This is a genomic window from Mesorhizobium sp. AR07 (assembly GCF_024746815.1).
Classification (GTDB): Bacteria; Pseudomonadota; Alphaproteobacteria; order Rhizobiales; family Rhizobiaceae; genus Mesorhizobium.
Genome location: NZ_CP080525.1, coordinates 795,522 through 819,087, shown reverse-complemented (window position 1 = coordinate 819,087; position 23,566 = coordinate 795,522). Strand labels below are relative to the sequence as shown.

21 protein-coding genes are annotated in these 23,566 nt (G+C 62.2%); 13 read left to right on the top strand and 8 right to left on the bottom strand.

Annotated features, from left to right (window positions below; genetic code table 11):
• Positions 1 to 109 precede the first annotated feature (109 nt).
• The 3 genes from rpiA (at position 110) to gor (ending at position 3,078) form a co-directional block, all read left to right on the top strand.
• The gene (gene rpiA / locus BPNPMPFG_RS04300) at positions 110 to 841 is read left to right on the top strand and encodes a ribose-5-phosphate isomerase RpiA (protein WP_258593380.1); all 732 of its coding nucleotides are present in this window, start codon (positions 110 to 112) and stop codon (positions 839 to 841) included.
• Positions 828 to 1,448 (top strand): DUF2059 domain-containing protein, encoded by a 621-nt coding sequence (locus tag BPNPMPFG_RS04295; protein WP_258593379.1) that lies wholly within the window; start codon positions 828 to 830, stop codon positions 1,446 to 1,448. The genes rpiA and BPNPMPFG_RS04295 overlap by 14 nt, the downstream gene beginning before the upstream one ends.
• Positions 1,449 to 1,686: 238 nt before the next feature.
• Positions 1,687 to 3,078: a glutathione-disulfide reductase gene (gene gor / locus BPNPMPFG_RS04290; protein WP_258593378.1), complete on the top strand. Its 1,392-nt coding sequence runs from the start codon at positions 1,687 to 1,689 to the stop codon at positions 3,076 to 3,078.
• A gap of 61 nt (positions 3,079 to 3,139) precedes the next feature.
• Here the strand turns inward: gor and mgtE are convergent, their stop codons facing one another.
• Entirely contained in the window at positions 3,140 to 4,504 is a 1,365-nt protein-coding gene (mgtE, locus tag BPNPMPFG_RS04285) for a magnesium transporter (protein WP_258593377.1), read from the bottom strand.
• Positions 4,505 to 4,774: 270 nt separating this feature from the next.
• The gene (locus tag BPNPMPFG_RS04280; protein WP_258593376.1) at positions 4,775 to 6,667 is read right to left on the bottom strand and encodes an ABC transporter ATP-binding protein/permease; all 1,893 of its coding nucleotides are present in this window, start codon (positions 6,665 to 6,667) and stop codon (positions 4,775 to 4,777) included.
• A gap of 199 nt (positions 6,668 to 6,866) precedes the next feature.
• Here BPNPMPFG_RS04280 and BPNPMPFG_RS04275 point away from each other — a divergent pair, with 199 nt between their 5' ends.
• Entirely contained in the window at positions 6,867 to 7,067 is a 201-nt protein-coding gene (locus tag BPNPMPFG_RS04275) for a hypothetical protein (protein ID WP_258593375.1), read from the top strand.
• A gap of 216 nt (positions 7,068 to 7,283) precedes the next feature.
• On the opposite strand, the gene BPNPMPFG_RS04270 is transcribed toward BPNPMPFG_RS04275, so the two are convergent.
• Positions 7,284 to 7,964: a DsbA family oxidoreductase gene (locus BPNPMPFG_RS04270; RefSeq protein ID WP_258593374.1), complete on the bottom strand. Its 681-nt coding sequence runs from the start codon at positions 7,962 to 7,964 to the stop codon at positions 7,284 to 7,286.
• Positions 7,965 to 7,981: 17 nt separating this feature from the next.
• A complete protein-coding gene (locus tag BPNPMPFG_RS04265) occupies positions 7,982 to 9,802 on the bottom strand; it encodes an extracellular solute-binding protein (RefSeq protein ID WP_258593373.1) in 1,821 nt (606 codons plus the stop codon).
• A 232-nt stretch (positions 9,803 to 10,034) separates the two neighbouring features.
• On the opposite strand from BPNPMPFG_RS04265, the gene BPNPMPFG_RS04260 reads away from it, so the two are divergent.
• On the top strand, positions 10,035 to 10,664 hold the full coding sequence (locus BPNPMPFG_RS04260; RefSeq protein ID WP_258593372.1) for an invasion associated locus B family protein: 630 nt from the start codon (positions 10,035 to 10,037) through the stop codon (positions 10,662 to 10,664).
• 73 nt (positions 10,665 to 10,737) lie between these two features.
• On the opposite strand, the gene hspQ is transcribed toward BPNPMPFG_RS04260, so the two are convergent.
• The gene (gene hspQ / locus BPNPMPFG_RS04255; RefSeq protein ID WP_258597060.1) at positions 10,738 to 11,061 is read right to left on the bottom strand and encodes a heat shock protein HspQ; all 324 of its coding nucleotides are present in this window, start codon (positions 11,059 to 11,061) and stop codon (positions 10,738 to 10,740) included.
• A gap of 178 nt (positions 11,062 to 11,239) precedes the next feature.
• Positions 11,240 to 12,448, bottom strand: a complete 1,209-nt coding sequence (locus tag BPNPMPFG_RS04250) for a UbiH/UbiF family hydroxylase (protein WP_258593371.1) — start codon at positions 12,446 to 12,448, stop codon at positions 11,240 to 11,242.
• Between the two features lie 112 nt (positions 12,449 to 12,560).
• Here BPNPMPFG_RS04250 and BPNPMPFG_RS04245 point away from each other — a divergent pair, with 112 nt between their 5' ends.
• From BPNPMPFG_RS04245 to BPNPMPFG_RS04210, 8 genes are all read left to right on the top strand, one after another.
• Positions 12,561 to 13,457: a DUF2182 domain-containing protein gene (locus BPNPMPFG_RS04245; RefSeq protein WP_258593370.1), complete on the top strand. Its 897-nt coding sequence runs from the start codon at positions 12,561 to 12,563 to the stop codon at positions 13,455 to 13,457.
• 14 nt (positions 13,458 to 13,471) lie between these two features.
• The gene (locus BPNPMPFG_RS04240) at positions 13,472 to 14,086 is read left to right on the top strand and encodes a DUF1326 domain-containing protein (RefSeq protein ID WP_258593369.1); all 615 of its coding nucleotides are present in this window, start codon (positions 13,472 to 13,474) and stop codon (positions 14,084 to 14,086) included.
• On the top strand, positions 14,083 to 14,889 hold the full coding sequence (gene pcsA / locus BPNPMPFG_RS04235) for a phosphatidylcholine synthase (RefSeq protein ID WP_258593368.1): 807 nt from the start codon (positions 14,083 to 14,085) through the stop codon (positions 14,887 to 14,889). Before BPNPMPFG_RS04240 ends, pcsA begins: the two co-directional genes overlap by 4 nt.
• A 29-nt stretch (positions 14,890 to 14,918) precedes the next feature.
• Positions 14,919 to 15,896 carry a quinone oxidoreductase family protein gene (locus BPNPMPFG_RS04230; protein WP_258593367.1) on the top strand — a complete coding sequence of 326 codons (978 nt, stop codon included), beginning with the start codon at positions 14,919 to 14,921 and terminating at the stop codon, positions 15,894 to 15,896.
• A 278-nt stretch (positions 15,897 to 16,174) separates the two neighbouring features.
• Positions 16,175 to 17,752 (top strand): ABC transporter ATP-binding protein, encoded by a 1,578-nt coding sequence (locus BPNPMPFG_RS04225; protein WP_258593366.1) that lies wholly within the window; start codon positions 16,175 to 16,177, stop codon positions 17,750 to 17,752.
• Positions 17,749 to 18,879 (top strand): ABC transporter permease, encoded by a 1,131-nt coding sequence (locus tag BPNPMPFG_RS04220; RefSeq protein ID WP_258593365.1) that lies wholly within the window; start codon positions 17,749 to 17,751, stop codon positions 18,877 to 18,879. The genes BPNPMPFG_RS04225 and BPNPMPFG_RS04220 overlap by 4 nt, the downstream gene beginning before the upstream one ends.
• Positions 18,879 to 19,799 carry an ABC transporter permease gene (locus tag BPNPMPFG_RS04215; RefSeq protein WP_258593364.1) on the top strand — a complete coding sequence of 307 codons (921 nt, stop codon included), beginning with the start codon at positions 18,879 to 18,881 and terminating at the stop codon, positions 19,797 to 19,799. Before BPNPMPFG_RS04220 ends, BPNPMPFG_RS04215 begins: the two co-directional genes overlap by 1 nt.
• Before the next feature lie 50 nt (positions 19,800 to 19,849).
• On the top strand, positions 19,850 to 20,917 hold the full coding sequence (locus BPNPMPFG_RS04210) for a BMP family ABC transporter substrate-binding protein (protein ID WP_258593363.1): 1,068 nt from the start codon (positions 19,850 to 19,852) through the stop codon (positions 20,915 to 20,917).
• 46 nt (positions 20,918 to 20,963) lie between these two features.
• Here BPNPMPFG_RS04210 and BPNPMPFG_RS04205 read toward each other — a convergent pair whose 3' ends face one another.
• Both BPNPMPFG_RS04205 and rimO read right to left on the bottom strand, forming a co-directional pair.
• Positions 20,964 to 22,070 carry an acyltransferase family protein gene (locus BPNPMPFG_RS04205; RefSeq protein ID WP_258593362.1) on the bottom strand — a complete coding sequence of 369 codons (1,107 nt, stop codon included), beginning with the start codon at positions 22,068 to 22,070 and terminating at the stop codon, positions 20,964 to 20,966.
• Between the two features lie 101 nt (positions 22,071 to 22,171).
• Positions 22,172 to 23,485, bottom strand: a complete 1,314-nt coding sequence (rimO, locus tag BPNPMPFG_RS04200) for a 30S ribosomal protein S12 methylthiotransferase RimO (RefSeq protein WP_258593361.1) — start codon at positions 23,483 to 23,485, stop codon at positions 22,172 to 22,174.
• Positions 23,486 to 23,566: the final 81 nt, after the last annotated feature.

Sequence of the window (23,566 nt, the reverse complement as noted above, 5' to 3'; positions counted from 1 at the left end):
CTGGGCAAGCTCGTGAGTGCAAGCCGGCGGGCGAGATCGCGGCCAAGGGCTTTGACCAGACCGGCAAAAATGCTAGGAGCCCTCAGCAGTTTCCGGGGTAGCAAGCGGCATGGATGCAAGACAATTGAAGGTTGAAGCCGCACGCGCGGCGCTCGCCCATGTGAGCGACGGCATGCGGCTTGGCATCGGCTCGGGCACCACCGCCGAAGAGTTCGTGCGGCTGCTTGCCGACAAGGTCGCCACCGGCATGACCATCATCGGCGTGCCGACTTCGGAGCGCACCGCTTCGCTCTGCCGCGAGCTTGGCGTGCCGCTGTCGACGCTGGAGGAAACGCCCGAGCTCGATCTCACCATCGACGGCGCCGACGAGGTCGATCCGGCGCTGACCTTGATCAAGGGCGGCGGCGGCGCGCTGTTGCGCGAGAAGATCGTTGCGGCGGCTTCCCAGCGCATGATCGTCATTGCCGACCGGTCGAAGATGGTCGACACGCTCGGCCGGTTTCCGCTGCCGATCGAAGTCAACCAGTTCGGCTTGCGCGCAACCGAAATCGCGATCGGCCACGCGGCCGAAGAACTCGGCCTTTCAGGTCCGGTCATATTGAGGATGACGGGGGGGCAGGCTTTTGTTACAGACGGCGGCCATTTTATCCTCGATGCATCTTTTGGCCGCATTCCGGATACAAGAGCGCTTTCGAATGCTCTCCACGCCATTCCGGGCGTGGTCGAGCATGGTCTTTTCATCGGGCTGGCGTCAGCGGCCATCATCGCCGGCGGCGACGGTATCCAAACTGTCCATGCCGCCCGAAAACCAGGGAGTTCTATCGATCATGATGTTGCATAACCGGGTTCGCAGCCTTTCCATCTTTCTGGCGGCCTCAGTCGTTTTCGCCTTCTCTTCGCCGGCGTTTTCGCAGGATGTCACGGACTCGCACCTGAAGGCCGCCCGCGCCGCGGTCGCGGCGATCCACGCGACCGACCCGTTCGACAGCATCCTGCCGCAGGCGGCAGCCGCGCTCGAATCGCAGCTCATCCAGAAGAACCCGGACATGCAGGAGCTGATCGGCAAGACCATCAACGACAAGGCGCTGGCGCTGGCCTCGCGCCGCGCCGACCTCGAAAAGGAAGCCGCACTCGCCTATGCAAAAGTGTTCTCCGAAAAGGAACTGACCGATATCGCCGCCTTCTACAATTCCGATTCGGGCAAGAAGCTGCTCGACAGCGGCCCGACGGTGACCCGCGAACTGGTCAAGGCAGCCGACATCTGGCAGAACGGCCTTGCCCGCGATCTCGCCCAGCAGGTCGGCGAAACGCTGGCCGCGTCCGCCAAGGCAAATGCGCCGGCAGCGCCTGCGCCTGCCGATGCCACGGCGCCTACGGACGGAGCCGCCCCGGCGGACGGCGCCGCGCCCGCCGATGGTTCGGCCCCAGCAGACGACACGCAGAACTGATCCTGCGTTTTCAAACGGGCTAGAGCCTGTTCCATCCCGATGGAATCGGGCCGGGCTCTAGCTCTTTGTTTGAGCATGATCTCTGGACAAACGGTTTCCGTTTGTCCGAGAAAACCGGATTCCACTTTTCGGGACCATGCTCTAGCGGCCATCGATGAAGCCCGGCTTGTCCGGGCTTTTCTTTTGACGCTTTGCGGCCTACCTGTCTGTGGATTTCTGAAGCTTGGGGAGCCGCTACATGGCCGGTTACGACTACGATCTTTTCGTCATCGGCGGCGGCTCGGGCGGGGTGAGGGCGGCGCGCGTCGCGGCGGCACTGGGCAAGCGCGTCGGCATCGCCGAGGAATACCGCTATGGCGGCACCTGCGTTATCAGAGGCTGCGTCCCGAAAAAGCTCTATGTCTATGCCTCGCAATTTCCGGAGCATTTTGCCGATGCCGCCGGTTACGGCTGGACGGTGCCGGAGGCCAGTTTCGACTGGCAGACGCTGGTCGCCAACAAGGACCGAGAGATCAGCAGGCTGGAGTCGATCTACAAAAGGAATGTCGAGGGCGCCGGCGGCGAGACCTTTCACTCGCGCGCCATGGTCGTCGATCCGCATGTCGTGCATCTCCTGGGCGAGGATCGCACCGTTACTGCCGACCAGATCCTGATCGCCACCGGCGGCCGCCCGGCGGCGCATCCGGCGCTGCCCGGCCATGAACATTGCATCTTTTCCAACGAGGCTTTCGATCTCAAGCAATTGCCCAAGGCGATCATGATCGAAGGCGGCGGCTACATCGCCGTCGAATTCGCCAACATCTTCCATGGCCTCGGCGTCGACACCACGCTGGTCTACCGCGGCAAGGAGATCCTCAGTCGGTTCGACATGGACCTGCGGCGCATGCTGCACGAGACGATGGAAAAGAAGGGGATAAAAATCCTTTGCCATTCCGTGTCGGAATGGGTCCGCAAGCGGCCGGACGGCCGGCTCGACGCCCTCGTCACCGGCGGCAAGGTGCTGACGGTCGACCAGGTGATGCTGGCCATTGGCCGCATTCCAAACACCGAGAATATGGGTCTGGAAGGCATCGGCCTGGAGATGACCAAGACCGGTGCGATCGCGGTCGACAAATACTCGCGCACCAACATCGACAACATCTGGGCGATCGGCGACGTCACCAATCGCGTCCAGCTGACGCCTGTGGCGATCCACGAGGCGATGTGTTTCATCGAAACAGCCATCAAGGGAAATCCGACGGCGCCCGACCACGATACGATTGCGACCGCCGTCTTTTCACAGCCCGAAATCGGCACGGTCGGCCTGTCGGAGGATGATGCCGCCAAGCGCTTCCCGGACATCGAGATCTACCGCGCGACATTCCGACCGATGCGCCACACGCTGTCCGGCCGCGACGAGAAGATGCTAGTGAAGCTGGTCGTCGACGGCACGTCGAAAAAGGTGCTCGGCGCGCACATACTGGGGCCGGATGCCGGCGAGATGGCACAGCTTCTGGGCATTCCGCTGAAGGCCGGGCTGACCAAGGACGACTTTGATCGCACGATGGCAGTGCACCCGACAGCGGCGGAAGAGCTGGTCACCATGTACAAGCCGACTTACCGCGTGAAGGACGGCCAGCGCGTGGATTGAAGCAATGCGCTTGAGGAAGAGCCATTGCGGCGCCCCGTTGCCGCGATGGGGATTCCGCATGCTACAGCAGCGTGCCGCGCAGGATCACCAGCGCCACCGAGAAATAGATCACCAGCCCGGTGACATCGACCAATGTGGCGACGAACGGGGCCGATGCGCTGGCCGGGTCGAAGCCGATACGTTTCAAGGCGAACGGCAGCATCGAGCCCGACAGCGAGCCGAAGGTGACGATGCCGACCAGCGTCACGCCGACCGTCGTGGCGATCAGCGGCCAATGCGGCCCATAGTCATAGAAGCCCATGTATTGCCAGAGCGCGATGCGGCAGATGCCGACCACGCCGAGCATGGCGCCGAGTACGAGGCCGGTGGGCAGCTCGCGCAGCGCCACCCGCCACCAGTCGCGAAGCCCGATCTCGCGCAGCGCCATAGCCCGGATGACCAGCGAGGTCGCCTGCGAACCGGAATTGCCGCCCGAGCTCATGATCAGCGGGATGAACAGCGTCAGCACGATCGCCTTTTCCAGCTCGCTCTCGTAGCTCTGCATCGCATTGGCCGTCAGCATCTCGCTGATGAACAGCGCGCACAGCCAGCCGCCCCGCTTCCTGATCATGGCGAGGAAGCTCATCTTCATATACGGCTCGTCCAGGGCTTCCATGCCGCCAAAACGATGCACGTCTTCCGTCGTCTCCTCGATCATCGCGTCGATAATGTCGTCGATGGTGACGATGCCGAGGATCTTGCCGTGGTCGACGACCGGGACGGCGAGCAGATCGTATTTCGAGATCGTCTGCGCCAGGGTTTCGCGATCGGTCAGCGGTGTGACCGTCACCGGGACACGATCCGGCGCCACCGTCATGATCGAGTCGTCCGGTTCACCGGTGATCAGCCGGCGCAGGCCGGTCGACCGCACCAGAAGGTGCGTTTCCGGATCGACGATATAAATCGCGTAGACGGTTTCGCGCGTCCGCTCGACCTTGCGAATGTAGTCGAGCGTGCGGCCCACGGTCCAGTCCGAGGGCACGCTGACGAACTCCGTCGTCATGATCGATGCGGCGCTGCCTTCGGGATAACCCAGAATGGCAAGCAGCGTGGCGCGCAGCGGTGGCGCAAGCCCGCCGAGCAGCTCGGAACGGGCCGGCTCCTCAAGTTCGCGCAGGATGTCGGCGGCGCGGTCTTCCGACATCGCGGTGAGCAGCTTGCCCGCCTTGCCGCGCGGCAGCGCCTCCATGAGTTCGGACGCGCCGTCGAGTTCCGGCTGGTCGAAGATCTCGACCAGCCGCTCGAACGTCACTTCACAGAGCAGTTCCGTCGCGATTTCTCGCGGCGCCCTGTTCAGGGCCTCGACAATGTCGGCGACGTGATCGTTGGCAAGGATACGGGCGATTGCTACGGCTTCGTCGCTCGCCACAGGGACTAATTCGTTCATGGCTCACTCCTTGCCGTCCGGCAGGACATGAACCATCGAGGTCACGTCTAGGCGGACGGCGGTTGCGTTCGACTAATACTGTCGCCAGGCATGGCGCGGTGACCTTTCCACTTGCGGGTGCGCGTTTGACTATCTGCAAGCCGGCGCAACATAGGAGCGCGCCTTGCCGAGTCAATCGCGGCAAGACGGAAAACGGTGCCGAATGGCTTCAATCGCGAGACTGTGATCGCCGGCTGCCGCGCGATCCGGCAAGTCACGGTGAAAGCATCGTTATTTCTGCTTCAGCCGGCGTGAGAAGCGCAGCCATTTGTCCTCGACCGGCCTTGGCTGGGCCAGAATGGTGGTGAGTTCGACAGGCAGGGTCGGAACCAGGGGCTTCTTGGTGGCGACGCCGTCGGCGATCGCGACGATGCTGTGATAGAACTCGCTGCCGGTCAGCGACCTCGGCGCAACAGCCTCGTGCATGACGCTGATCACCGTAACATCGGGACAGTTGTCCTTGATGGCCTGGTGGAAGGCGACCTTGCCCTCCGGGTCGAGCGCCCCGGTCGCCTCGTCGAGGAACAGCAGCCCCGGCTGCTGCAGCACGATGCGAGCCACCACCAGCTTCTGTTTCTGGCCACCTGACAGGACCTGATCCCAGCTTTTGCCTTCGCGGCTTTCGTCGGCAAGATGCGAGATGAAGTCGCCAAGCCCGGCCTTGTACAGCGCCGCCGCGACTTGCGCATCGCCATGGTCGTGCTCGGAGCCCGGCAGACAGACCAGCTGTTTCAGCGACACTTGCTGCAGCTTGACCTCCTGGGCGGCATAGAAGCTCTTCACGCCCTCGGGGAAGACGATTGTGCCGTGGCCATAGGGCCACAGGCCGTTGATCGCCTTGATCAGCGAGGTCTTGCCGCAACCGGATTCGCCTTTCAGGAACGTCCATTCGCCGCGCCGGAAGCGCAAATTGGCGGCGCTGAGGAAGGGCGTCGCGTCCTCGCCCTGATGCGCCAGTTCGAGCTTCTGGATGGTCAGGCCGAAAACCGGGTTCTGGCTGGCGTAGCGGAAGTCGGAACGGCCGGTCTGGCTGTAGAACTCCCGCGGGTGCTGGACATTCTCGATCGCGTTGGCGAGCTCGGTAACGCGCTGGCTGTTGGCACGCAGCGTGGCGATGGCCGGCATGACGTGGATGAACCACGAACATTGGCCAATCAGAGAATTGACCAGCTCGGAGCCGGTTATGTAGCCCTTGAGGTCGAGGCCGTTGTGGATGAACGGCACCAGGCCCGGCCCATAGGCGACAATGCGGGCGCCGATGAAATTGTAGATCAGTTCGAACGACATGTAGACGGTGTTGACGATGTTCAGGCGCGTCCAGGTGCCGTCGATATCGACATAGAGCCGGCCATGCATGGTCCTCTGCACGCCTTCGCCCTGCGACGCCGCGACATGGAAACTGCGGCGCAGGAACGTCGTCAGCTCACCGCGGTAGCTGCCTTCCGCTTGCTGCATCCTGACGTTGAGGCGCTCGAGCAGGCCGCCGAGCTTGACCGCGATCCATGTGTTCAGCGGCACATAGGTGGCGACCGCCAGGAAGGCGAGGACGGCACTGCCATAGCTGCCGAGGAACTCCAGCCCCTTCACCTCGACCGAGGTTTCGAGCAGCTTCTGGCCGACGAAATAGAGCGAGGTGGCGACACCCAGCACGCCCATGGCGAGGCCGATGGCGCCACCGGTCATGTCCTTGATGGATTCTTGGACACGCTGGTCGATGTTGTCGGGCGCCGGTGCGCCGCTGCCGGTCGAGGCATGCTGGGCGTGGAAATGCGTATGATTGGTGTCCAGCAACGCTTCGTTGAAGCGGCTGTCCAGCCAGCCGCGCCATTTGCGGTGCAATGTCGCCGAGACCAGATTGCGGATGCCGGTAAAGCCGGCGTCCTTGAGCACAACCAGCAGCACGAGTATGCCGGCATTGACCAGCAGCGTGCGAAGCGGCGTGGTGTTGGCGGCGTCGTGGAAGAAGGCGATCGAGTTGACCAGCTCACCGGAGGCCACGGCGAACCAGACGCCAGCCTTGCTGGACAGCGCCGTGAGCAGCGCGATCACCAGCGTCAGTGTCCAGGCTTCCTTCCAGCGGTCCGAGACCCAGTAGGCCCGCATCAGCCCCCAGAAGCTGCGCATCGACGATACCGGCGTCAGAAGCGATGGCCGTGCGGCATCGCGAGGTGTTTTTTCCGGTACTGACTCTTGCGATGGTCTACCGACCCGAATCACGATCCCGCCCAAACCTTTTTTCTTTTGTTACGGATGGTAACACCAATTGATCATTTTCTATTAATTTAAAAACCAGGCCGACCGGATTGCCTCCGCGGCCGTTGCCATGAGGCAACAGATTGCAGGGCTGAAACGCCGTCAAAACGATCGGAAAAATCAGAATATCACCATTGATTTCAAGCTGTTGCTCGGCGCGAACGCGCCGACGGCGCAGCTTCCCCCGGGGAAGCCTTTCACACGGCTTTGTGAACTCGAAAATCGTCAGGGGCGGTCGATTTTCCTATCGAGGGCTGACCTGAACGCCTGAAAATGTGCTGTTCGTGACTCGCTAGGCTTGCCGCCATCTGGAACCCGACACGCCCGAACAGGCGCCGGAATCGAGGTGCCGACATCGCCGCCGGGCGTTTTCAGCACGAGCATCGAGTTAAACGTTGTCGTCGGCGAGCCCTGTTGTCCCCGATAGGGTCAACACGGGCTTGCCCACCATCTCCAGCTCTTTTCGTATAAGGAACGACGGCCGGCCTCAGCCGACCTTTTCCAATTCGCCGCGCGCCTTGGCTGCCGCCACCTGACGGATGGCGTCGGCCAGGGTATCGGCATCCTGCGCGCCCATGACCGCATATTTGCCCTCGAGCAGGAAGCAGGGCACGCCTGATATGCCCATGCGCGAGGCGGTGGCGATCTCGGTGCGAACCGCCTCGACATCGGCATCGGTCGGCAAAAGTGTTTCGACCACGGATGCATCCATGCCGGCCTCGCGCGCGGCTTCGACCAGCACGGTGTGATCGCTGATATTGACACCTTCCTCGAAATTCATCTGAAACAGGCGGCGCACCAGCCGGTTCTGCACGGCTTCGCCGGCAGCACCAGCCCAGCGGATCAGGCGGTGCGCATCCAAAGTGTTGGGGGCGACCTTGATGGCGTCGAAAGCGAAGGCAATGCCTTCGGCTTCGCCCAGCGGTTCGATGCGGGCATGAATCTCGCGGATGCGTTCGTCGCTACCGAACTTGGCCAGCATGTAGTCGTGGCGGTCCTTGCCCTGCGGCGGAATGGTCGGATCGAGCTGGAACGGCCGCCAGCGGACATGCACCTTGGTATCGCCAACCGCTGATATCGCCTTGTCGAGCCGCTTCTGACCGATGAAGCACCATGGGCAGACGACGTCGGACACCACATCGACGGTGATGGCGTTCAGCTCGCTCATCTCTATCTCCTGAATCTTCAGTTCGGCTTGCGCCACCAGGTCGGCAGTTGATACCCAAATATGGGCGTCTTTTGCGGATGTGCCAGATAGTTCCAGTAGGCGATCCATTGCTGCGTGTTGTATTGCGTCGGCACCATGTAGTTGCCGGAGATCAGCAGCCGGTCGAGGACCCTGACGGCAGCGACATAGTCCTCCTTCGAACGAGCACGCAGCATGGCGTCGATCGCCGCATCAACCGCTGGATCGGCTACCCCGGCGAGGTTGAACGAACCTTCGGCCCTGGCCGCTTCGGATCCCCAGCGTCCGAGTTGTTCTATTCCCGGCGACAATGAATTGCTGAAGCCACTCGATCCGATCAGCGCCTCGAAATCGAAGCGCTGTTTGCGCGACTGGATCTGATCGCCGTCAAGGCTGCGAATGGTGACGTCGATGCCGATCTTCTCCAGCGTACGCTGGTAGATGCCCGCGAGGCGCTCCTCGTCCTGCGAAGCAACCAGAATTTCGAAGCCGAAGGGTTTGCCGTCTGGATCGAGCATTGTCCCGTTCTGCACGTGATAGCCGATGCCTTTCAAAAGATCGAAGGCCGCTTTCAGCACTTTGCGATCCTGCCCTGAACCATCGGTGATCGGTGGCCGGTACGTGCCATCCATGACATCGGCCGGTACGCGGCCGGGGTAGGGCGCCAGAAGTGCTTTTTCCCTGTCGTCGGCCGGGTGGCCGAGCGCCGAAAGCTCGGAATTCTGCCAGTAACTCATCGCGCGCGCGTATTTGCCGCCGAACAGGTTCTTGTTGGCCCATTCGAAGTCGTAGAGCATGCCGAGTGCACGCCGCACCACCGGGCTGGCGAATTTCTGCAGCCGCATGTTGAACAGGAAACCGGTCACAACAGGTGGAATGCCGGTGTCGAAGGTTTCGGCGACCACGTCGCCCTTGTGGAAGGCCGGGAAATCGAGATCGCGCTCGCGCTTCACCGGATCGCTGTCATCGTCGATGGCGCAGAGGCCCTTCTTGAAGGCTTCGAGCTTGGCGTTGGCGTTGAGGAAATATTCGATGGTGATCTGGTCGTAATTGTCGAAACCACGCTTGGCCGGGATGTCCTTGCCCCAATAGTCCGGGTTGCGTTTGAAAACGATGCGTTGGCCAGGCTGTACCTGCGCAACGGTGTAAGGGCCACTGCCGATCAGCGGCTTCAGCGTCGTCTTGTCGAAGGTTTCCTTGTTGAAGGCATGTTTCGGCAGGATCGGCGTCAGCGCTATGATCAGCGGCGTCTCACGATTGGCCTTGTCGTTGAAGGTAAAGCGCACGCTGTGGTCGCCGGTCTTTTCAAGCTTGGCTATCAGGCTCATCCGCGCGCTGTAGGGCGGGCGACCCTTGTCGGTATAGACATCGTAGGTGAACAGCACATCCTCCGGCGTCACCGGCTGGCCGTCCGACCATTTGGCATTTGGGTTGAGATGAAACTCGATGCTTTGGCGCTCGGGGTCCATGTCGGCCGTATCGGCAAGGAGGCCATACAGACTGAAGGGCTCATCGTAATTGCGCTGCATCAGCGGCTCAAAGACGAGATTGCCGTAGTTCTGATCCATCATGCCGCGCGCCGTCGTGCGCAGGCTCTTGAGGATGAAAGGGTTGAGATTGTCGAAACTGCCGACCACGCAATAGGTGATCGAGCCACCCTTCGGCGCATCCGGATTGACGTAGTTGAAATGCGTGTAGTCGGGCGGCAGCGCCGGCTCGCCCTGCATGGCGATGGCGTGCTTCGGCTCCGATGCGGCCGGCTGATGCGAAAGGGCGAGAAACGATATCGCGGCGATCAGCCAAACAAGAACGCGGCCCATGACCGTCTCCTTACTGGGTCGGCTTGATGATTCGGTGCGCACCCTAGCATGAGGCGGCTAGGCGCCGGCCAACCGCGCGCTCAACAATTGCGAGTATCGGGCTGGATTCGACATCGCTTGCAGTGTAACACGCCGTCCGAAGTCATTCTGTTGCCTCATTTCGGCAACAGGTAGCTGGACCACACGGCGCGAAGAAGCCGGTCCCGGGATCATTTGAGAGGAAGTAAACCACATGACGAGCCTGAACAGCAACGCGTACCGCCTGTCGGTCATGGCCGCTGGCGTGATCGGCTTTCTGGGCGCAGGGCTTCCCGCTGCTTCCGCACAGCAGCAACAGCAGATTCCGCAAGGCTGGTTCAAGGCTTGCACCAAGCAGGAAGACGTCGACATCTGCAACGTCCAGAACATCACCACCGCCGGCAACGGCCAGCTGGTCACCGGTGTCAGCCTGATCGAGCTGAAGGGCAAGGTGAACCGCAAGGTGTTCCAGGTCACGGTCCCGACCGGTCGTCTGGTGCCTCCCGGCATCGGCCTGCAGATCGACACCGGCAAGGCGGTGAAGCTCGACTATGTGATCTGCTTTCCGGATCGTTGCGTGGCGGAAGTGCCGCTCACCGATCAGCTCGTGGCAGCTTTCAAGAAGGGCCAGGCGATTACGCTGACCTCGGTCAATTTCCAGAACCAGCCCAATCCGATCAAGGTCGCCCTGCAGGGCTTCAGCGGCGCCTATGACGGCCCGGCGCTGCAGCAGTCGGACATCGAGGACCGGCAGAAGAAGCTCCAGGACTTCGTCGCCAAGAACAACCAGGATTTCGCCAAGAAGCTCAAGGACGAGCAGGACAAGGCGAAGACCGCCAACTGATCAGCCGATTTTTGTCGGGCTCATAAAAAAGCGGGGTCATGCCCCGCTTTTTTTGCACCTGTCATTTGGTCGATTAATGCCTGGAATGCCGTTTCGGTTCGTAGCGCCCATCGGGCTTCTTGTCGAACATCTCCTTGATCTGCGGATGCCGGACCGGCTCACCTGATTGATCCTCCAGCAAATTCTGCTCGGACACATAGGCGATGTATTCGGTCTCCGAATTCTCGGCGAGCAGATGATAGAAAGGCTGATCCTTGCGTGGCCGCACGTCGGCGGGGATGGCTTCGTACCATTCGTCGGTGTTGGCGAATTGCGGGTCGACGTCGAAAATGATGCCCCTGAATGGAAACAGCCGGTGGCGCACCACCTGTCCGATTGCGAATTTGGCCGTTTTCATCGTACTCACCACTGAATTCCTTAGACTTATTTGGCGCAGACCGTGCGCCAATTCAATCCCGAAGCGTTTGGGCGCGCCTTGAAGCTACGCAGGATGCGGCGCAAAAGTTTTGTCGCATGCGGTGGATGCCGACGATCGTCGACGACGCGGATTATCGGAAACGTCCGGGAGATCGCTGTCAGCGCACTTGCCTTCGCAGGCCGCCGGCCAGCGCCGCGAAGCCGCTGCCGGGGCGAAGCCCCTCGCGCATGAAAAAAGCGCGAAGCGGCGCGAAGCCGCCGAGCACGCCGAGCCCGGCAACGCGGGCCATCTGGGCCGGCAGCATGTCGGAGAGCAGCGACATGTTGAGCAGATTGACCGCGCTGCTGCGCGCCAGAATATCGGGGCGGCGTTTGAAGTCGTAGGCTGCAAGCGCCTTGGCTGAGCCAGGGTCTGTGCGATTTTCACCAGCAATCCCAATGAGATCGTCGATGTCCCTGATGCCGAGGTTGAGGCCTTGGGCGCCAATTGGCGGAAACACATGGGCGGCTTCGCCGACCAGCGCCACACGCTCCCGAGCGAAACACAACGGCGTCACCGTCGAAAGCGGATAGATCTGCCGGCCCGGCTCGACCGTCACCCGGCCCAGCATCGACTGCATCTGCTGTTCGACCCGCAGCGAAAGCGTTGCATCGTCCAATGCGGCGAGTTCCGTAGCGGTCTCGGGTTTCACCACCCAGACAAGGCTCGAGCGATTGCCGGGCAGCGGAACCTGCGTGAACGGACCCGTCTCGGTGTGGAACTCGGTCGATGTAAAAGCGTGGTCGCCACTGTGACCGAAATTGAGGACAAACGCTGCCTGCGGGTAGGAGCGGGCCGAGGTCGAGATGCCGGCCGCCTGGCGAGCCGGCGACAGGCGTCCGTCGGCGGCCACGGCCAGCGATGCGTCCACCGTGCTGCCGTCGCTCAGGACGGCACGGGCGTGCCCGGCATCGAGATGCCAGCTCGCCACCATCGACCGTCGCCATTCGATGCCAGCATGCGCGGCAACTGTGCTGGCGAGTGCCGGATTGAGGACGCTGTTGGGCAGGTTCAGCCCGAACTGATCCTCGTCGATCTCGCTGGCGCGGAAGGTGACGACGGGGCTGCGGAGCAGTCGCCTGGTCGCATCGACGATGCGCATCACCTTCAGAGGCGCCGCCTTGGGCTTGACGGCATCGAGCACGCCCAGCCGCGCAAGCACCTTCAAGGCGGGGTTCATCAGGGCTGTCGTGCGGCCGTCGGGGGCAGTGGCCTCAGGCCCGGCGAGCGTCACCGGGAAACCGGCATCGGCAAAACCAAGCGCCGCGATCAGCCCCGCCGGCCCCGTGCCAGCGATCAATATCCGCGCAGTTTGCTGATGCTCCAAGATCGGCTTCCGGCTTGCAATGCGAGGCAGGCCATTCGACCTGCCAGTCGATGAGCATATAGGTCAATTCATGCCGCTTGATCAACGCGGAGATTCGGCCCATTCGGATGTCATGACCGGGCAGCAAGACGATTTCAGCCATCTCGACCGCGCCGGCCGCGCCATGGCGAACATCGCGCGCAGTCCCCGTGTAACCGTGAACATCGTCATCGGCGCCTGTATCCTGCTCGCGTGGCTGTCCCTTGCGGCGATAGCAATCCGCGGCGCCGAAGGGCGGGGTGCAGGCCTCGGCGCCCCCGGCGACACGATGCTGCGTAACCTGCCGCAATTGCCGCTGCCGGATTTCCTGGAACGGTTCTTCACGCTCTGCCTCTCGCCGGCACCGTTGGACGCAAGTGTCGGCCTGCTGGCTGGTGCGCTCGTCTTGATGTGGTTCTTGATGGCGATCGCGACGATGCTGCCTTCCGCCGCGCCGATGATCCGCACCTATTGCGAAATCGCCGATACGGCTCGGATCAAAGGCGAGCCGGTGGTCCTTCCGCTGGTGCTGGTCGCCGGTTACCTCAGTGTCTGGCTCGCCGCCTCGGTGATGTTCGCGGCGCTGACCTTGGCCGCCCATGCATCCGCCGCGCCCAGGGGGATGCTCGACCCGGTCATCGGCATTGCCGGTGCGCTCGCTCTGCTGATTGCCGGCCTCTACCAGTTCAGCGGCCTGAAGGAAGCCTGCCTGAAGAAATGCAAGAACCCGTTCTCGATCCTGTTCGCGAACTGGAGCGCCAGGCCCGCCCACATCTTCCGGCTTGGCGTCGCGCAAGGCATATGGTGCCTCGGCTGTTGCTGGGCATTGATGCTTGTGATGTTCGCCGTCGGCGTGATGAACGTCTTCTGGATGGCGTTGATCGGTCTGTTCACCCTGATCGAAAAACAAACTGCGAGCAGGGTTCCAACCCGGCTGGCCGGTGCGATACTGCTTGTCTGGGCAGCCGCCCTGCTAGTAGTCTCGGCATAGTGGGGGAAATTTCCATGGCAGATCAAGGCTGGGCGATGAAGGGAGAGCTCGTACTCTCCTGCAATTGCACGGTTTTTTGCCCTTGTGTGTTATCCCTCGGGAATCATCCACCGACCGAAGGCTATTGCCAGACCTGGGCGGGCTTCCGCATCGATGCCGGCCATTTCGGCGACGTCGACCTGTCGGGTCTCAATCTCGGCTTGGTCATGGAAATCCCCGGCTATATGAGCCGCGGCAACTGGACTGCCGGCCTGTTCATCGACAAACGCGCCTCGGTCTATGCGGTCAAGGCGCTGACGAAGATTTTCACCGGCAAGGCGGGTGGGACCACATCGTTGCTCTCCATCCTTGTCGGCAAATTCCTCGGCGTCGAACAAGTGCCGATCACCTATGAGACGCGTGACAAGACACGCATCTTCCAGATACCGAAGATCATCGACGGGGCGGTGACACCGATCCCCGGCAAGGACCGCGACAAGGATACGGTGATCAGCAATTCGGAATACTGGATTGCGCCCGAGATCATCGTGGCGAGGTCCGACAAGAGCAAGATGCGGGCTTTCGGCCGCAACTGGAATTTCGCAGGCCGTTCGGCCGAAATCTGCAAGCTGGATTGGCGGGGCCCGTGAGCAAGAACACAACGGCCAGGAAGATCAGGGACCGGATCCCGCGGCCGAAGAAGAAAGTCACATGGCCGCAGGCGAGGGCGTTCTCCGTCCATCTGCTGACCGCGTCAGGCTCGTTCCTGGCCTTCCTGTCCTTGGTGGCGGCGAGCGAAGAGAGCTGGACGGCAATGTTCTGGTGGCTCGGGCTGGCATTGTTCGTCGACGGCATCGACGGGCCGATCGCCAGAAAGCTCGAGGTCAAGGAAATCCTGCCGACATGGTCGGGTGAACTGCTCGACAACATCATCGACTACGTCACCTACGTGCTGATCCCCGCCTTCGCGCTCTATCAGCGTGGCTTCATGGGCGAGGGCCTGTCGTTCCTGTCGGCGGCGATCATCGTCGTCTCCAGCGCCATCTACTATGCCGACACCGGGATGAAGACGAAGGAGAATTTCTTCAAGGGCTTCCCGGTAGTCTGGAACATGGTGGTGTTCACGCTGTTCGTCATCGAGCCGGGGCAATGGGTTTCGTTCGCGGTGGTGGTGGTGGCCGGCATTCTGACTTTCGTCCCGATCAACTTCATCCATCCGGTGCGGGTGGTGCGGCTGCGGCGCATCAATCTTGCGATGACCCTTTTGTGGTGCGCTTTCGGGGCGCTTGCGCTGGCGCAAGCAGCACTCGCTGCCTTCTACGATCAGATCGGCGTGCTGGGCGAACAGGTCAGCGACTTCACCAAGATCGGCATCACCATCACCGGCCTCTACCTTGCCTGCATCGGTGGCGTCATGCAGTTCTTTCCAAATCTCGGTGCCAAGAAGGCCTGATCAGCCACTCCCGGAGGGAAGCCCAGCCCATGTCCAAAGCGATCCGTATCCACGCCCATGGCGGCCCGGAAGTCCTGGCCTATGAGGACACCGATCCCGGCCAGCCGGGAGCAGGGCAGATCCTGATCAGGCACACGGCGATCGGCCTCAATTTCATCGATGTCTATCATCGCACGGGCCTGTATCCGCCGCCGAGCGGGTTCCCGCTGATTCCGGGCAGTGAAGCGGCGGGCGTGGTGCTGGAGGTCGGCCAGGGCGTCGACTGGCTGAAGCCGGGCGAACGGATTGCCTATGCCGTGACGAACGGTGCTTATGCGCAAGAGCGGGTGATCGATGCCAGCCGCGTCGTCAAGGTGCCAGACGGCATTAGCGACGAACAGGCGGCCGCGATGATGTTGAAAGGCATGACATCAGAATATCTGCTGCGGCGCACTTTCAAAGTGAAGGCAGGCGACACGATCCTGTTTCATGCCGCGGCAGGCGGCGTCGGGCTTATCCTCGGCCAATGGGCGAAACATCTTGGCGCGACGGTCATCGGCACGGCCAGCTCAACCGACAAGATCGAGCTGGCCAAGGCGCATGGCTTCGATCATGTCATCAATTACAAGGAGCAGGATTTCGTTGCCGGCGTCGCCGCCGTCACCGGCGGCAGGAAATGCGACGTCGTCTACGATTCGGTCGGCCACGACACGTTTCCGGCTTCGCTCGACTGCCTGAAACCGCTCGGCATGTTCGTCAGCTTCGGCCAGTCCTCGGGACCGATCCCGCCGTTCAGCATGTCATTGCTGGCCCAGAAGGGCTCCTTGTTCGCCACAAGACCGACGCTGTTCGTCTACAATGCGAAACGCGAGGATCTCGATGCCTCCGCGGCCGCCTTGTTCGAGGTCGTGCTCAGAGGTGCCGTCAAGATCAAGATCAACCAGCGATATGCACTCAAGGACACGGGCAAGGCGCATTCCGACCTCGAGGGTCGCAGGACGACCGGGACCACCATTCTCATCCCTTAGGCTGCGTTGAGATTCAGGTGATGCCGGCCTGCAAACGGCGGCTTCCTGCGCTTCCGGTGCTCATGTACCCAAAGGTACGCTCCGCTCCGGTTCTCGGAAACCACCATTTTCGACTCGGCCTGACCTGAATCTCAACGCAGCCTGGTCCGTTCTGCCTTGCTATCCCTTGAATTTCCGCTGAAATTCTTGAAGCTCTTTCAAGACGCGTGCCGCTTTCCGATGAGAGCCGGCCGCGCCTACCATGCTTGCGGGAACACAGAACATATCTGGCTAACCAGATGGGAGGCACTGTGAGTGCAAATCAGGACGGCACGAACCTGCTCGAGGTTCGTGGCCTTACCAAGATATTCGGCACGCTGACGGCGTGCGATCATATCGATCTCGACATCGCCAAGGGTGAAATCCACGCGCTGCTGGGTGAGAACGGCGCCGGCAAGTCGACGCTGGTCAAAATGCTGTTCGGCTCGCTGGAGCCTAATTCCGGCGAGATCTTCTGGAACGGCCAGGCGGTCAGGATTACCAGCCCGGGCGTCGCGAAAAAACTCGGCATCGGCATGGTGTTCCAGCACTTTTCGCTGTTCGAGGCGCTGACCGCGGCCGAGAACATCGCGCTGTCGCTGGACGATGGCGCGCCGATCAACAGCATCGCGGCGAAGGCGAGGGCGCTATCCTACAGCTACGGCCTGCCGCTCGATCCTGAATCGCTGGTCGGCGACCTGTCGGTCGGCGAGCGCCAGCGCATCGAGATCATCCGCTGCCTGCTGCAGACGCCGCAGCTCATCATCCTCGACGAGCCGACCTCTGTGCTGACGCCGCAGGAGGCCGACAAGCTGTTCGAGACGCTGGAGCGCCTGCGCTCGGAAGGCAAATCCATCCTCTACATTTCGCACCGGCTCGAAGAGGTCAAACGCATCTGCGACCGCGCCACCGTGTTGCGCCATGGCAAGGTGGTCGGCCACTGCAATCCGCGTGAGGAAACAGCCTCGTCGCTGGCCCGCATGATGGTCGGCAATGAGGTGCAGGCCGTGGTGCGTGCACCGGTCGAGGGGATCGACAAGGCGCAGCCCTTGCTCGAAATCCGCGGCCTCAGCCGCAAGCCGGCAACGCCGTTCTCGATTCCGCTCAAGGACATCAGCCTGAATGTTCGCGCCGGCGAGGTGATCGGCATCGCGGGCGTCGCCGGCAACGGCCAGGGCGAATTCTTCGAATCCGTCTCTGGCGAGGTGTTGCAGCAAGATGCTGCCTCCGTGCGCATTCGCGGCAAGGACGCCGGGGGCCTCACCATCACCGGACGCCGCTTGCTGGGTGCTGCCTTCGTGCCGGAAGAGCGCCTCGGCCATGGCGCCGCGCCGCGCATGAAGCTCTCCGAAAACCTGTTGCTGTCGCGCCATGCTACTGACGGCAAGGCGTTTGTCGGCACCGGCGGAATGGTCAAGAGCGGCGCCATCTATGCCGCCGCCCAACGCATCATCGAGGCGATGGACGTGCGCAAGAGCGCGCCGGATCCGGAGGCCGTAGCGCTTTCGGGCGGCAATCTGCAGAAATTCATCGTCGGTCGCGAACTCGACCGCCGGCCAAGCGTCATGGTGGTCAACCAGCCGACCTGGGGTGTCGACGCGGGCGCTGCCGCCCACATCCGCCAGGCCCTGATCGAGCTGTCGCGCAGCGGATCGGCGGTGCTGGTGATCAGCCAGGACCTGGACGAGCTGTTCGAGATCTCGGATGCGATCGCGGTCATGCACAATGGCGAGCTGTCCAGGCCGATGCCGATCGCCGAGGCGACCTTCGAGAAGGTTGGCTTGCTGATGGGCGGCGCCGAGCCCGGCCACGCCGAACACACGCTGGAGACGGCATGATGCGCCTCGAACTCGTCAAACGCCCGCAGCGCTCCGTGCTGTTCTCGGCCCTGTCGCCATTCATCGCCTTCGCACTGACGATTATCGCCGGCGCCATCATGTTCGCGCTGCTCGGCGTCAACCCGTTGACTGCGTTCCGGATCTACTTCATCGAGCCGATCAGCCAGGTCTGGCAGTTGCATGAGCTGGCGATCAAGGCAGCGCCGCTGATCCTGATCGCTGTCGGCCTGTCGGTTTGCTACAAGGCCAACATCTGGAACATCGGCGCCGAAGGCCAGTTCATCCTCGGCGGCATTGTCGGCTCGATCATTCCGGTGCTGTTTCCACAGTTCGAGGGCCCGCTGGTGCTGCCGCTGATGCTGTTGCTCGGCATGGTCGGCGGCGCGGCCTATGCGGCAATCCCGGCCTTGCTCAAGACGCGTTTCGGCACCAACGAGATCCTGACCAGCCTGATGCTGGTCTATGTCGCCCAGCTGTTCCTCGACTGGCTGGTGCGCGGCCCATGGCGCGATCCGCAGGGCCATGGCTTCCCGCAAACCATCCAGTTCGGCGACTCGGCCGTACTGCCGGAGCTGATGCCGGATGCCGGGCGGGCAAACTGGGGTTTTGTTTTCGCGCTGGTCGCTGCGGTGCTGGTCTGGATCCTGATGAGCCGCACGCTGAAGGGTTTTGAGGTGCGCGTGCTTGGCTCGAGCCCGCGGGCGGGGCGTTTCGCCGGCTTCGGCCTCAATCGCATGGTGTTCTTCGCCTTCCTGCTGTCGGGTGCCTTGGCAGGCCTTGCCGGCATATCGGAAGTCTCGGGCGCGATCGGCCAGCTGCAGCCCGTCATTTCGCCAGGATACGGCTTCACCGCCATCATCGTGGCATTCCTTGGCCGCCTCAATCCGCTCGGCATCGTTGCCGCCGGTCTGGTGCTGGCGCTGACCTATCTCGGCGGCGAAGCGGTGCAAAGCGCGCTCGGCATCTCCGACAAGGTGGCGCGGGTGTTCCAGGGCATGCTGCTGTTCTTCGTGCTCGGTTGCGACACGCTCATCCACTACCGCATTCGTCTGATCGGCCTGGCGCTGACCAAGCCGGAAGGTCCTGCGAAACTCGAAGCCACGCCAAAGTTGAAGGAAGCCCGCTGATGGACATCGCCGTCAACATCCTCTTGACCATCGCCACCGCGGCGACACCCTTGCTGATCGCGGCAATCGGCGAACTGGTGGTCGAGCGCTCCGGCGTGCTCAATCTCGGCGTCGAAGGCATGATGATCATGGGAGCCGTCGGTGGCTTCGGCGCCAGCTATCTGACCGGCTCGCCCTGGATCGGCCTTCTGGCGGCAATCGCCATGGGCGCGGTGTTTTCGCTGCTGTTTGCCGTGATGACGTTGTCGCTGGCCACCAACCAGGTGGCGACCGGCCTGTCGCTGACGCTGCTCGGCCTCGGCCTCTCTGGCATGATGGGGACGGGTTTCGTCGGCCAACCCGGTGAGCGACTGCCCAACCTCGACATCCCCGGGCTGACCTCGATCCCAGTGATCGGCAGGCTGCTGTTCGGCCAGGATCCGATCTTCTACATCTCGATCGCGCTGACCGCAGCCGTCATGTGGTTCCTGTTCAAGACCCGGACCGGGCTGACGCTGCGCTCGATCGGCGACAGCCACACATCGGCCCATGCGCTGGGCATCCAGGTGATCCGCTACCGCTATCTCGCGGTGATCTTCGGCGGCGCCTGTGCAGGCCTCGCCGGCGGCCATCTGTCGCTGGTCTACACACCGCAATGGGTGGAGAACATGACCGCCGGTCGCGGCTGGATCGCGCTGGCGCTGGTCGTGTTCGCGTCGTGGCGGCCATGGCGGGTGCTGGCCGGCGCCTACATCTTCGGCGCGGTGTGGATCGGCCAGCTTCATGCACAGGCTTTTGGCATTCCTGTGCCCTCGCAGATGCTTTCTTCATTGCCCTATCTGGCAACCGTCGTGGTTCTCGTTCTAATCTCGCGCAACAAGCGTCTGACGATGATGAACACGCCGGCTTCCTTGGGGCAGCCATTCGTTCCGGATCGTTGACAATAAAAACAAACGGGAAGCTCCAAGGCTTAACACAGAGAGGTAACACAATGAAAAAACTGCTTATTGCCCTGATGGCCACGACGACCGCAGTCTCGCTTGCGGCGTCCGCCGAGGCTGCGGACAAGCTGAAGGCCTGCTGGGTCTACACTGGCCCGATCGGCGATTTCGGCTACTCCTACCAGCACGACCAGGGCCGTCTCGAAGTGGAAAAGGCGCTCGGCGACAAGGTCGAAACCGCCTATCTGGAGAACGTCTCGGAAGGCCCCGACGCCGACCGCGCTTTCGAGCGTCTGGCGCGCGAAGGCTGCAAGATCATCTTCGGCACCTCCTTCGGCTTCATGGATCCGGAAGTGAAGGTGGCCAAGAAATTCCCCAAGGTGATGTTCGAGCACGCCACCGGCTACAAGACCGGTGACAATCTCGGCATCTACAATGCGCGTTTCTATGAAGGCCGCTACGTGCTTGGCCAGATCGCCGCGAAGGAATCGAAGGCTGGCGTTGCCGGCTACATCGTTTCCTTCCCCATTCCCGAAGTGGTGATGGGCATCAACTCCTTCATGCTCGGCGCACAGTCGATCAACCCGAACTTCAAGGCCAAGATCGTCTGGGTGAACTCGTGGTTCGATCCGGGCAAGGAAGCCGACGCTGCCAAGGCGCTGTTCGACCAGGGCGCCGACATCATCGTCCAGCACACCGATTCGACCGCTGCCCTGCAGGTGGCCGAAGAGCGCAAGCTGCACGGTTTCGGCCAGTCCTCGGACATGATCAAGTTCGCGCCGAAAGCGCAGCTGACGTCGCTGACCGACGAATGGGGTCCTTACTACATCAGCCGGGTCCAGGCCGCCCTCGACGGCACCTGGAAGCCGGACAATGTCTGGCTTGGCATCAAGGACGGCGCGGTCAAGCTCTCACCCTACACCAACATGCCCGACGACGTGAAGGCGATGGCCGAGGCGACCGAGAAGAAGATCGCCGGCGGCTGGAATCCCTTCACCGGACCGATCGCCAAGCAGGACGGCACGGCGTGGCTGAAGGATGGCGAAGTCGCCGATGACGGCACGCTGCTCGGCATGAATTTCTACGTCAAGGGTGTCGACGACAAGCTGCCGCAGTAAGCGGCGCGACATACCCAAGGGAAAGGGCGCCGCGCGGCGCCCTTTTTCATTCGGCGGGTTGCGACCAGGGGTGGATGCGACGAAATCTCGCCAGCCCGGCGTCAACCGCGTGGCCGAGCCAAATCCGGAGCAGCCGCTGCGCCGGTCGTTCGCAGGTGCGCCAGATCGCCCAGGAAACAGAGAGCATGAGTGCGACACAGCCAAGGGCGGCAAACCATTTGCCGACCAGAGGTGTGGCGGTATTGATGGCGAGATAGCCGATGTTCTGGTGCAGCAGGTAGAGCGGATAGGTCAGCCCGCCCAGCGCCAGCGTGAGTGTCGATGGCCTGACACGGTTGCGCAGCAGCACCGCGCCGATCAAGGCCGCGTGCATGACGACATTGGCGACGACGAGATTGGCCGTCGAAACGGCAACGCCGTAATGGTCCAGCATCCAGCGCTGCGTCACGAATAGTGTGCCGCAGGAAACCAGGAACGCGGCTGCAAGCAGCAGCACAGCGGGCAATGAACGGCCATGTGCATGGAGATGGTGGACCAGCACGCCGGCGGCGAAGAACGGCCCAAACTCGGTGATGAACAGCAGCCGCGCCGCGCCGCTGCCAAGGAAGAATTCGTTCAAGACCGAGATCGCCAGCCAGATGAAGATCAACTCCAGCTTGCGTTTCCGAAAGAGCCCGGTGAAGAGGGTCAGCGTCACCCAGCCGTAAAAGACCAGTTCAAGAACGATCGACCAGTAGACGCCGTCCATAAAGGGTTGGCCGAGGGCAGGCGCAAACATGGACAGGTTGGCGATATACTGGACGAAAGAGGCCGCAAACGGCGGGGTGCCGGCAAGGACGACAATCGCAAAGGTGATCGTCATGCAGAGCAGGAATCCGGGATAGAGGCGAACGAAACGCGCGAGGGCAAACTGCTCCCAGCTGCGGTTTTGCGCAGACCAGGCAATGACGAAACCGCTGATCAGGAAGAACAGATTGACGCCGAGATAGCCGTAAATGGCGAACGGCGCAGCAAGCGGATACCCCTCGCGGAGGAAGCCGTCGGCGGCCGCGCCACGGAAGAAATAATGAAAGAGCACGACGGCCAGCGCCGCTGCCAGCCTGAGCAGGTCCAGCGTGGCGATGTAATCCTGCGCGGCAGGTCTGGTGTCCATCCGAATTCCCGCATTTACGGCCTGGAAACCATAATGCGGATCGCGGCTGAGCGGGTTAAGAAGCCCGAACTATCGCTGAATGTAGTAAATACGGCAGGCGGTCAGACCGCCGAGCCGTAGAGATCGTAGGCATCGGCGCGGTCGATCTTGACGGTGACGATGTCGCCGGCGCGCAGCGGACGGCGCGACTGGATGTGGACCGAGCCGTCGATCTCGGGGGCGTCGTATTTGGTGCGGCCCTTTGCCGACGTGCCATGCGCTTCATCGATCAGCACCGGCAGGCGCTTGCCGACCTTCTTGGCCAGTTGCGTCGCCGAAATCTTCTGCTGGCGCTGCATGAAGCGATGCCAGCGCGCTTCCTTGATCTCCTGCGGGACCTGCTCGAGGCCGAGATCGTTGGAGCGAGCGCCCCGAACCGGTTCGTATTTGAAGCAGCCGGCGCGATCGATCTTGGCCTCGTCCAGCCAATCGAGCAGCATCTCGAAATCGTCGTCCGTTTCGCCGGGAAACCCGACGATGAAAGTCGAGCGGATCGCGAGGTCCGGACACACGTCGCGCCAGCCGCGAATGCGATCGAGCGTCTTTTCGCCATGCGCGGGCCGGCGCATGTTCTTCAGCACCTGCGGCGAGGCATGCTGGAACGGGATGTCCAGATAAGGAAGAATCTTGCCCTCGGCCATCAGCGGGATGACGTCGGCGACATGCGGGTAGGGGTAGACATAGTGCATGCGCACCCAGATGCCGAGCTTGCCCAGTTCCTGCGAAAGGTCGAGGAATTTTGCGCGGACCTCGCGGTCGCCAAACATACTGGTCTGATACTTGATGTCGATGCCATAGGCGCTGGTGTCCTGCGAGATGACGAGGAGCTCCTTGACCCCTGCCTTGGCCAGTTTCTCTGCCTCACGCAGCACATCGGCGGCCGGCCGCGAGACGAGGTCGCCACGCAGTGCGGGAATGATGCAGAAGGTGCAGCGATTGTTGCAGCCTTCGGAAATCTTGAGATAGGCATAGTGGCGCGGCGTCAGCTTGACGCCCTGCGGCGGCAGCAGGTCGATATAGGGATCGTGCGAAGGCGGTGCCGCCTCGTGCACAGCGGCCATCACGCTCTCGTAAGCCTGCGGCCCGGTGATCGCCAGTACATTGGGGTGCCTCTCGCGAATGACATCCGGCTCGGCGCCGAGGCAGCCAGTGACGATGACCCTGCCGTTTTCCGAAAGCGCGGAGCCGATGGCGTTGAGCGACTCGTCGCGTGCGGAATCGAGAAAGCCGCAGGTGTTGACGACGACAAGGTCGGCGCCGTCATGCTTGCGCGCGATCTCGTAGCCCTCGGCACGCAGGCGCGTGATGATGCGTTCCGAATCCACAAGGGCCTTAGGGCATCCAAGACTGACAAAACTCACGCGAGGAGCGGACATATAGGGTTTCCGGGCTTTTCAGGATTGCCGGCGCAGTACCACACTTATTGCGGCATTGGTATGGGCACGCCTTCGATGCGG

Coding starts and splice junctions, on each gene's coding strand:
- rpiA (WP_258593380.1), top strand. CDS start 110: ATGGATGCAAGACAATTGAAGGTTGAAGCCGCACGCGCGGCGCTCGCC.
- BPNPMPFG_RS04295 (WP_258593379.1), top strand. CDS start 828: ATGATGTTGCATAACCGGGTTCGCAGCCTTTCCATCTTTCTGGCGGCC.
- gor (WP_258593378.1), top strand. CDS start 1,687: ATGGCCGGTTACGACTACGATCTTTTCGTCATCGGCGGCGGCTCGGGC.
- mgtE (WP_258593377.1), bottom strand. CDS start 4,504: ATGAACGAATTAGTCCCTGTGGCGAGCGACGAAGCCGTAGCAATCGCC.
- BPNPMPFG_RS04280 (WP_258593376.1), bottom strand. CDS start 6,667: ATGCGCAGCTTCTGGGGGCTGATGCGGGCCTACTGGGTCTCGGACCGC.
- BPNPMPFG_RS04275 (WP_258593375.1), top strand. CDS start 6,867: ATGAGGCAACAGATTGCAGGGCTGAAACGCCGTCAAAACGATCGGAAA.
- BPNPMPFG_RS04270 (WP_258593374.1), bottom strand. CDS start 7,964: ATGAGCGAGCTGAACGCCATCACCGTCGATGTGGTGTCCGACGTCGTC.
- BPNPMPFG_RS04265 (WP_258593373.1), bottom strand. CDS start 9,802: ATGGGCCGCGTTCTTGTTTGGCTGATCGCCGCGATATCGTTTCTCGCC.
- BPNPMPFG_RS04260 (WP_258593372.1), top strand. CDS start 10,035: ATGACGAGCCTGAACAGCAACGCGTACCGCCTGTCGGTCATGGCCGCT.
- hspQ (WP_258597060.1), bottom strand. CDS start 11,061: ATGAAAACGGCCAAATTCGCAATCGGACAGGTGGTGCGCCACCGGCTG.
- BPNPMPFG_RS04245 (WP_258593370.1), top strand. CDS start 12,561: ATGACCGGGCAGCAAGACGATTTCAGCCATCTCGACCGCGCCGGCCGC.
- BPNPMPFG_RS04240 (WP_258593369.1), top strand. CDS start 13,472: ATGGCAGATCAAGGCTGGGCGATGAAGGGAGAGCTCGTACTCTCCTGC.
- BPNPMPFG_RS04230 (WP_258593367.1), top strand. CDS start 14,919: ATGTCCAAAGCGATCCGTATCCACGCCCATGGCGGCCCGGAAGTCCTG.
- BPNPMPFG_RS04225 (WP_258593366.1), top strand. CDS start 16,175: ATGGGAGGCACTGTGAGTGCAAATCAGGACGGCACGAACCTGCTCGAG.
- BPNPMPFG_RS04220 (WP_258593365.1), top strand. CDS start 17,749: ATGATGCGCCTCGAACTCGTCAAACGCCCGCAGCGCTCCGTGCTGTTC.
- BPNPMPFG_RS04215 (WP_258593364.1), top strand. CDS start 18,879: ATGGACATCGCCGTCAACATCCTCTTGACCATCGCCACCGCGGCGACA.
- BPNPMPFG_RS04210 (WP_258593363.1), top strand. CDS start 19,850: ATGAAAAAACTGCTTATTGCCCTGATGGCCACGACGACCGCAGTCTCG.
- BPNPMPFG_RS04205 (WP_258593362.1), bottom strand. CDS start 22,070: ATGGACACCAGACCTGCCGCGCAGGATTACATCGCCACGCTGGACCTG.
- rimO (WP_258593361.1), bottom strand. CDS start 23,485: ATGTCCGCTCCTCGCGTGAGTTTTGTCAGTCTTGGATGCCCTAAGGCC.